We start from the raw sequence: 14,523 nt of genomic DNA on the forward strand, positions 1-14,523 counted from the left end.
TTGTTATACATCCATTTACCAACCGGCATTCTGTTTCAGCACACCGTTTGAAAGGTTTATCTGGTTATAAGGTATTTGGCACAAACCTCTTGTTGATACAACCTTACTACTCTGTATAGTCACTACGTCTTCCACGCCACCACTGAGCACAGTACGAGTTTCGGCAATTTCGGAAGCAGCAACTTCCACACCCTGACGAAGCAGATCCCAGTAACGCAACCCTTCAAAAGCAAACTCGTACATGCGTTCTTTCAGGATGTTCTCCTTTGTTGCTGTCACGCGCTTGCTGGTATCACCACCAAAAGCGCGATCACGCACTGCATCCAAATAACTCTGGGCATTAGGACTACCGAGCTCTGCAGCCATCAGTAATACATCCGAATAACGAACTACAATGAAATCCTGATATGGACTAAGTTGATACTCGCCTGCACCTATGTCCTTTCCCATTACTTCATTTATTTCACTCCAAGTACCATCTTCAGCTTGTTGCCAAATAGCAAGTGGCGAATACTTTTTGATAGCATAACCCGTATACTCACGTTGGTCATTATAGAGCAACGAGAAATTATCGTGATCTACAAGGCCCTCAGCCTCGCAGTCAATAATGGACGCCGTACTGCGAGTGTCACCAGATTGAAAACTATTCACCAATTTCGGATTGACTGTACAGCCTCCCCAGCCTTGTCCATAAGGCACCGCAATCAAATTACGGAGTGCAATCATCACCTGCCAAGCATTACCATCAGCATTACCATTATAGTCTGATGTATAGTTGAATTTTTGAGCCAGTACTGTCTCTACATTGCCACGCCCTGCATACGTATTTGTCTTGGTATGGCTACCATCATTATTAGTTGTCCAAGTCACGGAAGCAGCAGGCCAAAGATTCTTGAACTCATCTATCAAACCAAATTCCCCGGAAGCAATCACATCTTCCACTCCTGCTAAAGCTTCAGCTCTAGTAAGCCCAGCAGGTTCTTTACCATAATAACCGGAATAGAACAGATAAACACGTGCCAGAAGAGCCTCAGCAGCATACTTCGTAATATGTCCGTCGTTAGATGCAGCTTGTGCTTTCGGATAGGCATTGGCCGGAATATTCTCGGCAGCATATTTCAAATCACTGATAATGAGCTGGTAAACATCATCCGGATTTGCTTGCAAAATATTATCAGTAGTAGGAATATCCAACAAAGGGATATTTTCCCATAGACGAACCATATCAAAATAACAAAGTGCACGGATAGCACGTGCCTCTCCTATATAAGTGCCTCTTGTTGCTTCACTCGTCCAGTTAATGTCATCTGCACGGGAAATCAACTCGTTACAACGATAAACAGCGGCATAATAATTTTTCCAATCTGTTTCGTATATGTTCAAATCAGATGTAGACTGTGCCTGATCAAAACGATCGATTACTTGATAATTACGTCCATCAGCAACACCGGTAGCACCAAAACACTCATCCGACATCATCTCTGAAGCCAGATAAAAACCTACTCCCTTATTAGATGTAGTACATTGCCATCCGTCATAACAGCCTACCAAAGCGCGATAAGCGTCACTTTCTGTCTTGTAATAGTTTCCGGTGGAAGATTCCGTCTTCGATTCCACATCCAAGAAGCTGTTTGTGCAGGATGCCAGCCCAAAGCCGAACAATGCCAAAGCCAGTATATTTAATTTGAATTTCATCATTTCTTTCTTGTTTTTGGGTTTATGAGTCATAAGAACTCTTTTCTATTAAAACTTAAGATTAACGCCGAAAAGCACAGTACGCGGACGAGGATAATAACCGTAGTCAATACCCGATACCCAACTCTTTTTATTGCTGTCTTCCGGACCAAAACCTATTTCAGGATCCATACCATCATATTTGGTGAAAGTAAGTGCATTCTGTACTTGTATATAGGCACGACACTGCGAAATAGCTTTGCCCTTCCAAAGACGGGAGAAATCATAACCCAGCGTAATGGCACTAATACGCAGGAAGTCACCATCCTGAATATAAAGGTCAGAGAATTGCCAGTTGACGTTAGTATCAGTCACACGCGGTATACGGTTACTTGTACCTTCTCCGGTCCAACGGTTGAGGATAGCAGTTGTATAATTTGATTTCTTATTAGTGTGGTTACGATAGCTCTGCACAATCTTATTACCTACAGAACCATTAGCATTCAGCGAGAAGTCAAAACCTTTATAGTCGAAGCCCAAATTGAAACCATAAGTAAAGTCCGGCATACCATTACCTAAGTCCACCTTGTCGTTGTCATCGATAATTCCGTTATGGTCTACATCTACAAACTTCACATCACCCGGCTTCACATCACTTTGCAACACACCGTTCTTGGCAGCAATCCAGTCGTCAATCTCTTGCTGGTTCTGGAAGATACCGGCAGTTTTATACCCCCAAAAGTAACCGATGGCATGGCCGTTGGAAGCGCGATAGAACTCAGGAGAGTTGTCATACAGCTGGTTTGTATTACCATGAATAATGCCATCTTCAGTAGGAATATTTCCTACCTTATTTTTATTGTAAGTACCATTGACACCAATGTTGTAGTGGAAATCCTTACCTATTTCATCATTCCAAGTCAGCGCCAGTTCAATACCGGTATTCTTTACATCACCACCGTTGATGTAAGGAGCACCTGTACCGGCAGTGGCAAGGATAGGAGCCTGTACCAGCCAATCTTTGGTTGTCTTTATATAAAAATCTGCATTCATACCCAAGCATCCATTGAGGAAACGGGCATCGATACCGATATTATATTGCTCGGAAGTTTCCCATTTCACATTCTCGTTGGCTAGACGGCTAGGATAAGCACCCCAGACATGATTGGCAGAGCCAAGGCCCGTACCAAACAAGTAATTGGTAGTAGAGCTCTTGATAGGAGCTGTATATTGGTAGTTATCAATATTCTGATTACCTACTTGTCCCCAGCTGACACGGAGTTTCAGGAAGTCGAGCCACTCGCGGGTACTTTCCATAAATGCCTCGTTCGTCAGTGTCCAACCTGCCGATACAGAAGGGAAGTAGCCAAAGCGATGACCACTGGCAAATTTGGAAGAACCATCGGCACGCACAGTAGCATTAATCATATAAGTCTCTTTCCAATTCCATCCCAAACGGGCAAAGTAGGAAACGGTACGTGTTTCATCATTCGGTTTACCATCTGCACCCAATCCCTGCTCGGGAGTAGTGGCTGACCCGTTGCTGACAAAAGCGTGGTCCCAATCATCAAATCCTTCTTTCAGGATACCATTTCTCGCCCCTACATAAGTGCCTTCATAGCGGCTGGATTCCATACCAATCAAGGCATTGAAGGAATGTTCACCCAAGGTCCAATCATACTGTGCAGTATTTGTCCAAACCATCGTCAAACCATGAGTCATGTTCTGGTTTACTTTTGTATTCTCCGTATTCTTAGTATAGATGTCAAACTGATAAAGGGGAGTATAACTGCGATACTCACTGGAACCATAAGTAGCACCGAATACAGTACGTATCTTCAAATTCTTAATCGGAGTCAACTCCGCATATACATTACCGGCGAAAGTGGCAGCCTTGTTCTCATTATTAGTGTTGGTCATCATGGAACCATAAGGGTTACCATCAGAATTGTGCCAATCGCTACTACTAGTGTCATTGTAAGGACTATCATACAGATTATTATCACTATATATAGGACTCAGCGGGGAAGTGGCAAATGCGCTGCGCAACGTATTGTTATACAAGTCACCTACATTTGTACCATTATTTTTCTTATATACGAAACTCACTTGTTCACCCACCTTCAAAAGGTTTTTGATGACCTGGTGGTCGGAGTTGATACGGAAGTTATAACGTTCGTAATTGGATACGTCAGCACCACCAACAATACCTTCTTGCTGCATATAACCTAAAGAAAGTGCATACGTAGAAGTGGCAGTTCCCCCTGTCACACCTAATGTATAACTTTGCGTCTTGGCATCATCCTTGAGCATAGCATCAATCCAATCCGTGTCATATATGTTACCATTAGCATCGCGAATTGACTTGAAGCTGTTCCAATCATAAGCGGCATTGCCACTATTCAATGCTTGTTCATCCATGATGGCCATATACTGTTCCGCATTCAGCATATTTGCTTTACGTGCCACATTCTGAATACCATAATAAGCATCCAATGAAACTACAGCCTTACCTTCCTTACCCGATTTTGTAGTAATCAACACTACACCATTGGCCGCCTGCGCACCATAAATAGCTGCAGAGGCAGCATCTTTCAGGATGTCAATACTCTCGATATCGGCAGGATTTAGCGTGGAGATATCGCCACCTACACCATCAATCAAATAAAGAGGAGAAGAATTACCTACAGTTCCCAAACCACGAATGGTCACCTTCATATCAGCACCTGGTTGTCCTGAAGTTGAAGTGATATTCACACCCGGAGTTTGTCCCTGCATAGCCTGCAACGGGTTGTTTGTATTTAGTTTGGCGATGTTATCACCTTTTACCTGAACCGTAGCACCAGTTACCAGTTTCTTCTTTTGGACACCGTAACCTACTACTACTACTTCATCTAGCATTTCCGTATCTTCTTTCAGAACCACGTTGATAACGGATGAAGCACCAACCTGAATTTCCTGGGTTTGATAACCGATATACGAAAAAATCAGCGTCTGCCCTTGTTCTGCATTCACAGAGAATTTACCGTCAATATCGGTAATACCACCTGTAGCAGTTTCTTTCACCTGCACACTGACACCGATCAACGGTTCATTGTCCGTAGCCGATGTCACAACTCCTGTAACGGCCTTGTTTTGAGAAGGATTAGCCTGAAGGCTACTGATTGCAGGTACCAATAGCAACAGTACCCATGCAATGCGGCACAAATGCAAATTTATGCACTTTTCCAAGAATGTTTTTCTCATTGTACATTGTTTAATAGTTAATATCAAAGATTTTATAACGCTCTTTGTCAATGCAAAGAACCTGGACACAAAAGTATGGAGGAACAAGGAAAGAGTGTCGAGAAATTGTTACGAAAAGTATATGATTTCGTTAATCAAGGCTTCTAAAATGTTACTAAAAAAGGTATAATTTGTTTTCCATCCCTTCTCTAAACCTTTTAAAGAGGGGGGGGGGGGGGAGATTCTTCCCATCCCCCTCAATGCTGGAATTGATTTCATCTCACTTTTCCATCCCCAATATACTTTCTCCGGAATACAAAGAACCATTTCTTTCTAAAAACGTTCTCAGGAAAGTACAACCTAAAACTTAACAGATAATGAAAAAATTAGTAGTATTTGCAGTACTTGCCGCAATCGTGGCAAGCTGCACCAATGACAATCCGCCCCAGATAGAAAAAAGCAGTGAGTTGGTATCACCACGACTCTTGATGGACGTGTCCACAGAAAGCGGACAAAGCCCGCTGACCGGCATACTGACCATCATGCCCTGTAAAGCGGGCACCTCTATTTATTATGGGAACTATGTAAACCGAAAGCTGACACCTTTTTACGGTTACTACCAAGTTAAAGACGGAACTTTCTATAACGATGGCGTCAATCGGGAATTATCCTTACCCGCAGGTCCCTATAACATGATTTACTGGGGAACCCCTAAATACGAGGAGCCGATTTATGCACATCCTCTTATGAGGGACCCGGCCTACATCTTAGGCGAAGACATGTCCCAGCAACACTTTTCCTTATTCAAAATGGAAGCGGACACAACCTATTATCCGGTATTCGACTTGGTACATACCGTCCAACCTGCCAACGTCGGAAGTGAAAACCTGAAAGCATCCCTTAAACGGGTAGTGACCGGACTGAAGGTAATCATCAAGGACAAGAATAACGGCATCCTCAGTTCGAGCATCGACAGCATGGTGGTGCGTATCACTAATATTGCCGGAGAACTAAATTTCTACACTGCCGTTCCTCAGGGAAGCCCGCGCACAGTAGCCTTCCCTCTAGTCCGTTCCATCGACGGTACGCAAATGAGCAATGCCACCGTCATGCTTTTCCCTTCTTTCGGGAAATCAGAATTCCAGATGAACATCATACTGAAAAACGGAAACGTAAAAAGTTTCAAACAAACATTGAACGAACCTTTGAAAGCAAACTCCAAACTGACTCTGACCCTTACTCTGGGAGACATCTTTTCCGAAGAATCATCCGGAGAATTCACCATTGACAACTGGAACGAGGAAAGCCAGACAATCGATGTCCCTTCATTGGATTGAGCTTACCGCATCAAGGAAAGATAGAACGGTGTGCGCCCATCTTATAAAAAGGCAACGTGAACCAGAAAGTGGAGCCCGTGCCTAACTGCGTCCCCCTATCTCCTCTTTCAGTTCCCTCGCAATGTTTTGCGAAATGGCCACTCCCAGTCCGATACCCTGCTTAAAGGAAGCCAGTTTACAAAGCGATTAAAAATCCCCTGCGCATTATAAGATGATATCCCCGTCCCGGTATCAGTAACATAAAAAAGGATATACCCATTTTCGGGCATCCCGTAAGCAACAGTAATGCTACCGGCAGCAGTAAACTTCAACGCATTGCTGATGAAGTCATTAAATACCTACATAATTCTGCGCAGGTTGGTATACAGCAGCAAACCGGGCAATAGCGTAACCGTGGCCATACGCACGTCTTTATTGGTCAGCCTAATACTTGTGGCCTGCTCTATCTCGAACACCATTTTATTGATATCCACATTGGTATAGAGATATTCCAATGTGCTGGCTTCTATCTTCGACAAATCCAGAATGTCATTGATGAGCTGCAACAGCAGTTCATTATTCCGTTCTATAATATTGAGATACTCCACCCGTTCTTCCTCGGACACTCCCGTGGCCAGAATACTCAAAAAACCGACTATTGCATTAAACGGAGTACGCATCTCATGACTTATATTGGCTAGGAAAGTCGATTTTATCTGGTTGGATTCCTCAGCCTCCTCTTCGGCCAGACACAGCTTGCACTCCATGATTTTCAAATCAGTAATGTCCTAAGCAGTATAAACAATCCACTTGCGACCATCAAAATTATTGTTCTGGAAGGAAAACCACTCCTTGCTCTTCTTGGTAAAAAAACGTCGTATACCCTCTTGCGGAATCCCCGCCTTGACCAGCTGCTCTTCATCCTCTTTCCTAATTAAAGCTACAGCCTCTGGCATTGTTTCAAAATCCGTCTAGTCTATAGCCTCTTTGGCCGAATATTCAAAGAGTTCCTCTGCCTTTTTATTCCCAAAAGTATAGCGCATCTCATCATTTACATTCTTCACTTTTGTTGTAATGAGAAGATTATCAAGAATGCCTTCCAATATTGCGGATACCCCTCTCCCGGTTCCTTTCCCTCATTTTTTTCATCCGCCTCTTTTTACGTTGGTCCCATCTACTGGGATTGAAACCCAAAACAAAAATGTTTCAGCTATGTTTCAGTAGAAAAAGACAAAACCCTTGTAAAATTTTGATTTATAATAGATTTGTCTACATCCTTTCATGCCCAGACCAGGTACAAACCATAGAAATCATAGGAAAACGAAAGAAAATCCGAAATTGGAGCAAAATAAACTTTCGGATGGCAGAATCAGCCTTTAGTTGGAGTATTATTTAGGTAGAGAGGAAAAGCCCGTATTAGATGAAAACGGCAATCAGGTATATTACGAAAGTGGCAAGATGCAAGGAAAGCCAAAGTTCGCAGTCAAGCATCACAGGCGAAAAGAAAACCTTAGCCTGTATCTGATAGACAAGCCACATACTCCAGCTGAATGACAACAGAACAAGGAAACTTTGGAACTCGCTTCAAAAATACGCGCAGAGCGTGAGCAGGAGTTTAAGGAGAGTATGCTTGGCTACCGCTTAAAGAAAGACAGGACGGTTAATTTCTTGGATTATTATCAAGCATACATAAACAGTTATACAAAGAAAGACATTCGCATGGTGCAAATTGCACTTAGCCGTTTCAAAGACTTCTTGAAAGAGAAATACCCCATGAATGAGTGTAGCATTAAACCGGAACTCATCACCAAAGAAATGATGGAACAGTTTGTAGCTTATCTGCAATCCCGAAGCATTGGTGAAGGTGCTAAAAGCATTTACCAGCGTTTCAAGAAAGTTATTCGCTATGCAATAGAGCATGATGTAATGCTGGAAGACCCTTGCAAAGATGTTACCTGCAAAGTGGATAGTCAGATGCTTCGGAAAGATGTGCTTTCGCCCGAAGAAATACAAAAGTTGGTGGCTTTTCATTATAACAACGAAAACCCTACAGCCAGACGAGCGTTTATCTTTTGCCTGTATTGCGGTCTGCGCTTCTGCGATGTAAAAGACCTTACTTTTAAAAATGTGGATTATGCTAACTGATTATTGAAGTTCGAGCAAAGCAAGGCCAAGGGACATTCTGCCAGTAGGTGTGGTTATTTCTTTGAATGACGTTCTATTGTCTATCATTGGTGAAGCTCCGGCAGATAAGAACTGTTTGATATTCGATTTGCTTACATACGAAAGCTGCTGCAAATCGGTTAAGCGTTGGGTAAAAAGAGCCGGAATAGACAAGCATATAAGCTGGCATTGCTTCCGGCATTCTTTTGCCGTGAACATTCTGAACAATGGGGCAAATATCAAGATCTTAGCCAATCTTTTAGGACACAGCGGATTGAAGCATACAGAGAAATACACCCGTGTGGTGGATAAATTGAAAGAGGAAGCAATAAACAGCTTGCCTGAACTAAAGTTTTAACCACAAAAGATTATCTTTGCGACTATGAACTTTGAAGCATTAGTAAAACATATCAGCACGATACAGAACACGTTGCAGGCACAAGCCGCACACGCTGTAAACCTTGCCCTTACTTCCCGTAACTGGTTTATGGGTTGCTATATCGTGGAATTCGAACAGAACGGAGAAGACCGTGCCACATACGGTGAACAACTGTTGAAAAAGCAGGAACAACGGCTGAAAACAAAAGGTCTGAATGAACGTAGATTCCGTGAATTTAGACGGTTATACCTTGTTTATCCACATCTGAAAGAACAAGTATTACACTACATCATGGCAGGAAATGAAATTCGGCACTCGGCAAGTGCCGAATTACAACAATCTGATAAAGAGTATAATAAATGGATAAATCCAGCAACAAAGATATTCAATAAAATACCTTATACCCACTTAAAACATATCGCAAAAATAGACAACCCGGTAAAACGTGCTTTCTATGAAATGGAAACAATTCGTAGCTGCTGGTCTGTCAAAGAATTGGAACAACAAATAGCGTCTTTATACTATGAGCGTAGCGGACTATCCAAAAATAAAGAAGCCCTCTCCGCTTTAGTACAGCAACAAGCGACCTTATTACAGCCTAAAGATGTTATCAACACCCCTGTTACCTTAGAGTTCTTAGAATTGAATGAACGTGCCTTAGTAACAGAAAACGATCTGGAGCAATCTATTCTTGATAACTTACAACACTTCCTGCTGGAAATGGGGCATGGATTCTGCTTTGAAGCCCGACAAAAACGTATCTTGATTGATGAAGATTACTTCTTTGCCGACCTTGTATTCTATCATCGCATCTTGAAATGCCATGTCATTGTGGAATTAAAGATAGACAAGTTCTGCCATGAATACGCTTCACAGCTGAATATGTACCTTAATTATTTCAAGGCAGAGATAATGCAGCCGGACGACAATCCACCTATCGGTATTCTGCTTTGTACGGAAAAGGGAGATACATTAGTAAAATATGCCACTGCCGGATTAGACCCGAATATCTTCGTACAGAAATATATGATAGAATTGCCGAGCGAGGAAGAAATCAAGAGGTTTATATTAGGAGTAAATTTTTAATCTTTCATTGAGGACTCCTATTTGTATTTCAATGTTAATTATGTTAAAACATAAAAATAAAACAAACACAAACATTTTAACCATGTATTATTCATATCCGACAAACTCCTGAAATAAATTAAAGAGGTAAACAAAACATTTATCAACCACATATTCATTAAAAGCTATGAGCCACAATATGATTTTGAACTGCTTTAACATCAACTATTTCTTTTTGGATTTTGGAAATGGATATTGTGTAGAAATGCCTTCAGACAAAAAGGATCTTGATAAATTACTGGATTATCTTTTTTCTCAAAAGGTTGAATGGAAATTTTACGCCACACTTACAGGAAGAAAATGGTTTCATGGAATATATATAACTTTCAAAAATAGAAAACACTTAGAAGTTACTTCTATCATGAAAGACATCTGCATGATATTAAAAATAGACTCTTATTGCTTATGTGAGAATTATACACAATCAATTATAGACATCGAGGGAGATGTAATTGCATTTGCTGATTTTTCAGAGAAGCAAGAATAAGTTATCCTCTTATCAGCCAATTAAGAATGTACAAAAGACAAACATCTGAATTTTATAAGTATAAAACTACAGGAGAAAATGAAGAAATTGATACAACTATTCAATGAAATACATCTAATCATTGAAAAACATGAATATATACGGAAAGAGAAAGGAGACAATTATAATCTTTTCAAAGTAATCAATATGACCAGTGACGAAACAAGAGTACATTCAGCCATGATAGCGGATTTGCTGAATCCGAATGGACAGCACCAAATGAAAGATGTGTTTCTCAAATTATTCATTGAGCGTCTGAATGGGCAAACAGACCATATTGTTTCTTTCACTTGCGATAATGCCAAAGTGGAATGTGAAAAATATATCGGTCCTAAAACAGATACAGATGGAGGAAGACTCGACATTTACCTCACGGACGGGATAAACCATATTGTCATTGAAAACAAGATTTATGCGACTGACCAAGAGAATCAACTTCTTCGGTATCATAATTTTCTGAAACGATGTTCAAAAAATAAGAATGATACACTGTTGCTATACTTGTCTTTAGACGGTGAAGTACACGATATTGATAAAACCACAGGTGGCGAAGAAATAACTTTCTTTACCATATCCTATGCCGATTTTATATTAAACTGGCTGACTGATTGTCGCCACAAAGCAATAGACAAGTCTCTGATACGGGAAGGAATAGCACACTATTTGAACTTAATCAAAATATTGACACACCAAATGGATAAAGAAAAGAATGAATTAATCAATTTGATTAAAAGTAACCCGAAGTATATCAGTTGTATATCTCAATACAAGGATGCCATACGAGAAGTAGAAATTAGTCTGCAAATCGATTTTTGGAGTCAACTGGAAGCGGTCATTGAAGAAAAAGGTTATGAAGTAATTAAAGAATCTTTTAGTGACTACAAATATGCTCTCGACAATCATGAAGACTACATACGCAGATATTATGAAAGTAACAATAAATACCAGTCTCTTGAATTTAAGCTAAAGACAATCGGTGATGATTACCAATTGATGTATGCCGTTCAAGTTGACTGGCGTACATATAGCGGTGTTATACTGAGAGATAAAGAGGGGAAAACAGTCAGACTCTCAATCGCCAAAGAAATACAAAACGAAGAAATACAGAAAGTTATAAATGAAATTAATAAGATTATAGAAGATTTTCATAATGACAACAGATATCATTCGAGTGATTCTTGGCTTTTATGGGAATATACCCATCCGACTATCAATTTCCGAAATCTGAATGACGGAGATAGCCAACGACATTTAAGTAGGATGAAGGAAACGATAGAAAGCATAAGCAAAGATATTATTGAAAATATAAACATGATATTAAAAGAATAGCATGAAAAGATCTTATAAATTTATTGTAGCCAGCGCAGGATGTTTAAGCGCTTTTCTGGTAACTCAAAAACTGGATGGTGCAATACAAAGGGAATGGTGGGAGGTATTTATCCCTATATGGTGTGCAATACCTGCATATTTTATAATTACCAGTCTTTTTATATTTATACGTAATGTATTAACTTCAAGAGATACTTCTGTAGATGAAATATTTGATGGTGAAAGTTATATATCTTCCTTGCCGTATTTTCTTACATTTCCCTTAATGTTTCTACGCTATAACAATCTGATTGTCATGCCGTGGAAGTTTATATTAATCCCTTATTTACCGATGCTTTTAGTTATAATAATCATGGGCATTGCCTTTTTGGTCTATATACCATCTGCAATAAAGAGCTCCTGTAGAGAAAAAGCCCTGAAGCGGTTTCCCCCTGAAGACTTAGAGAAACTGGACTGGGAAAGCATGAAACATTGCCTGCTTGACATAAAATCAGAGCTTCCTCAGTTTGAGTTCAGTGAACCCAATTGGGATTACAGCCGCAAATACACCATTGAAGCCCGAAAGAACGGGTACATCGTAGGAGCTGGGTTCTATTTCCGCAATAATATATATGCTGTTTGTACGTATATATATGGACGCGATGTAAGCCAACTGGATATAGAAGGATTTACGCTCAATCCTAACAATTCGTGGGACTACTTTTCGTGGCTTATCTGGACAGAAGATGAGTACTCCGAATCGCGTTTCAAAAAAGAAATAATTGTACGATTGAAACAGATTAAACCGTTTTTTATATCAAAACAACAAGAAAATGAGAATACGATACCGTCCCTGGAGCAAACTCCAAACAGCTCTATACCGCATAATTGACCCAAATGTAGGATTTCAGATACATTGCATAACATACCCAATGCGTAGCAAGACTGGATATGCTAACGACGACATGCCACGTTATTGGATTACCATAGGAAAAAAAATCATATGGGACTATCCCCAAATATTCACCAAAGAAGAACTGAGAGAACAGTTTTATCCTTGGATGGGAGATACATCCGATATTTCTTGCTTAATTAGAGAATATATTGATTGTCCTGATTGGGAATTACTCACTCATTCATTTGAAGACCGATGGCACTTAGTACCCATACTGATAGCGTGCGATAAACGCATAGGTAAAAGACGCTTGACTTTACTTTTGAAGCAAGACAATTTTGCCCAAGTACATTGGATTATCCGAAAAAGATTGGGCACCTCCCTACTGATTTTGTAATCTATTTTATTTGTCAAACTCCCGGTTCATTCATTTGCATCGGGATATTTTTTTACTAAAACTATCAATTATAGAAGCATTATTTGTATTGGAAATAAACGTGTTCTACAAAAAGCGCAGAAAATCTCGTGAAGATTATCCTGAAATTGAAATCCAAAGAGAAAGATTCTCATATGACCTTTGTCCGGAAGAAGCCCGCCGGTTGATACCTGCAAATATAACTTTGCTTGAAGATTGCGGCATAGAATATGACGGCATTACCTTCTACGCTATTTCCTGTAGGATGATTCAGCAAATGCAATGGTTGGGAGAAGAATGTGGATTGTCTTATAAAACGGATTTTTTGATTACCCACATTCCCCCGAAAGGTATATTGGATGAAGATACGGGTAGCGAGATATTGAAACAAATAATTTTAGAGCGCCAACCGAAATATCATCTTTTCGGCCATGTGCATTATACAGGAGGACTATGGGAAGAAAAGTGGAGCACAAAGTTTGGCAATGTCTCCACCTTTCAGGCACTTTGCAAAACAAATGATTAATCCGAGTTATAGCGTTTCCCGTTTTGGTCTATAATATGTTGACATACCAGATGGGCTTCTACCCAAAAATCATTTAACCGCAATAAGTCCGGAATGGAGTAAGGTTTGTGAGTGCAAATGTCATGTATGGCATGACACACGATAATATGCTTCAGTTCCGGACGGCGTAAATGTCCTTCTGCCCATGTCACTCCATCATCCCATACATCCACACATTGTAACTGCTCATCTGTCATATCCGATGTGTTTTTGGGTGAATAATTACAAGAACATTCTTCGATTTCGGGAAGTCCCCCATTGTATTCTTCAAGTAAACAACAACAAATTAGTTCTATCATGTAAGCAAAATCGGAGCCATAATAGCTGTCTTCCGGCAATTTCAATATAGACTCCACCCCACAGAACACATACCTCAGTGTACCACAAATGACATAATCGTCATCAAAAGATTCATCTTTGGGGCTATTAATCAATGTACGATAGAGATTTGCCATGCGATGATACATCTTCTTGGTCAAACTATTCAGCAATTCGTTTACCGCTTCAAAGCGTTTGATTTCCTGCGAAGTGGCTTGAAACATCTGGTTGAGAAGCAAACTTCTTGTACCTATCAGATCTTGTATCTTTTCTATCTGTACTGCACCAATGTGCCTTAAATCAAGGCTACCCTTTTCCTGTTCGCCCATGAGCTTTTTGATTTCCGCTTCCACTTCCAATAACAATGCCCGTTTCTTGTCCACATCATTTTCTTGATAGATGTAATCCGCCAAATCGTCTGCATATAAATCCATAATCGTCTTATTTATTTAATGATTTAGACTTTGAGGTTGAGTATATCGCATAAAAAAGGCTTTGAGTATTTCCGTATATCATGGGAAATGAGCAAATTAGATGTGATAAAAAACATTACTCAAAGCCATGAGCAAAATTACAAAAATTCCGTTAGAAATCCGCAATTTTTTCAGTGAGAA

11 protein-coding genes and 1 pseudogene are annotated in these 14,523 nt (G+C 40.2%); 7 read left to right on the plus strand and 5 right to left on the minus strand.

The genetic code is table 11. The features are described 5' to 3' along the window. Positions 1 to 15: 15 nt before the first annotated feature. A complete protein-coding gene (locus HUX74_RS07890; RefSeq protein ID WP_174646465.1) occupies positions 16 to 1,698 on the minus strand; it encodes a RagB/SusD family nutrient uptake outer membrane protein in 1,683 nt (560 codons plus the stop codon). A 45-nt stretch (positions 1,699 to 1,743) separates the two neighbouring features. Continuing rightward, positions 1,744 to 4,920 (minus strand): TonB-dependent receptor, encoded by a 3,177-nt coding sequence (locus HUX74_RS07895; RefSeq protein ID WP_117964255.1) that lies wholly within the window; start codon positions 4,918 to 4,920, stop codon positions 1,744 to 1,746. 356 nt (positions 4,921 to 5,276) lie between these two features. On the opposite strand from HUX74_RS07895, the gene HUX74_RS07900 reads away from it, so the two are divergent. Next, complete coding sequence (locus tag HUX74_RS07900; RefSeq protein WP_117599765.1) at positions 5,277 to 6,236, plus strand: FimB/Mfa2 family fimbrial subunit; 960 nt, start codon at positions 5,277 to 5,279, stop codon at positions 6,234 to 6,236. Between the two features lie 107 nt (positions 6,237 to 6,343). On the opposite strand, the gene HUX74_RS21025 is transcribed toward HUX74_RS07900, so the two are convergent. Both HUX74_RS21025 and HUX74_RS20705 read right to left on the minus strand, forming a co-directional pair. Beyond that, the gene (locus HUX74_RS21025) at positions 6,344 to 6,547 is read right to left on the minus strand and encodes a hypothetical protein (protein WP_323802001.1); all 204 of its coding nucleotides are present in this window, start codon (positions 6,545 to 6,547) and stop codon (positions 6,344 to 6,346) included. A 27-nt stretch (positions 6,548 to 6,574) separates the two neighbouring features. Next, the gene (locus HUX74_RS20705; RefSeq protein ID WP_254592845.1) at positions 6,575 to 6,982 is read right to left on the minus strand and encodes a sensor histidine kinase KdpD; all 408 of its coding nucleotides are present in this window, start codon (positions 6,980 to 6,982) and stop codon (positions 6,575 to 6,577) included. Positions 6,983 to 7,496: 514 nt separating this feature from the next. On the opposite strand from HUX74_RS20705, the pseudogene HUX74_RS20710 reads away from it, so the two are divergent. From HUX74_RS20710 to HUX74_RS07940, 6 genes and pseudogenes are all read left to right on the plus strand, one after another. Next, positions 7,497 to 8,736: pseudogene (locus HUX74_RS20710) on the plus strand (tyrosine-type recombinase/integrase). Between the two features lie 24 nt (positions 8,737 to 8,760). Further along, a complete protein-coding gene (locus tag HUX74_RS07920) occupies positions 8,761 to 9,843 on the plus strand; it encodes a YhcG family protein (protein ID WP_117964256.1) in 1,083 nt (360 codons plus the stop codon). A gap of 166 nt (positions 9,844 to 10,009) precedes the next feature. Beyond that, positions 10,010 to 10,369: a hypothetical protein gene (locus HUX74_RS07925; protein ID WP_117599766.1), complete on the plus strand. Its 360-nt coding sequence runs from the start codon at positions 10,010 to 10,012 to the stop codon at positions 10,367 to 10,369. A gap of 78 nt (positions 10,370 to 10,447) precedes the next feature. Beyond that, positions 10,448 to 11,737 carry a PD-(D/E)XK nuclease family protein gene (locus HUX74_RS07930; protein ID WP_117599767.1) on the plus strand — a complete coding sequence of 430 codons (1,290 nt, stop codon included), beginning with the start codon at positions 10,448 to 10,450 and terminating at the stop codon, positions 11,735 to 11,737. A 1-nt stretch (position 11,738) separates the two neighbouring features. Next, positions 11,739 to 12,608 (plus strand): hypothetical protein, encoded by an 870-nt coding sequence (locus tag HUX74_RS07935; RefSeq protein ID WP_117964257.1) that lies wholly within the window; start codon positions 11,739 to 11,741, stop codon positions 12,606 to 12,608. Positions 12,609 to 13,096: 488 nt separating this feature from the next. Then, complete coding sequence (locus HUX74_RS07940) at positions 13,097 to 13,552, plus strand: hypothetical protein (RefSeq protein WP_117599769.1); 456 nt, start codon at positions 13,097 to 13,099, stop codon at positions 13,550 to 13,552. On the opposite strand, the gene HUX74_RS07945 is transcribed toward HUX74_RS07940, so the two are convergent. Continuing rightward, positions 13,549 to 14,343 carry a hypothetical protein gene (locus HUX74_RS07945; RefSeq protein ID WP_117599770.1) on the minus strand — a complete coding sequence of 265 codons (795 nt, stop codon included), beginning with the start codon at positions 14,341 to 14,343 and terminating at the stop codon, positions 13,549 to 13,551. The genes HUX74_RS07940 and HUX74_RS07945 overlap by 4 nt on opposite strands. Positions 14,344 to 14,523 lie beyond the last annotated feature (180 nt).

Source organism: Bacteroides sp. Marseille-P8574 (assembly GCF_902825465.1).
GTDB classification, from domain to species: domain Bacteria; phylum Bacteroidota; class Bacteroidia; order Bacteroidales; family Bacteroidaceae; genus Bacteroides; species Bacteroides uniformis.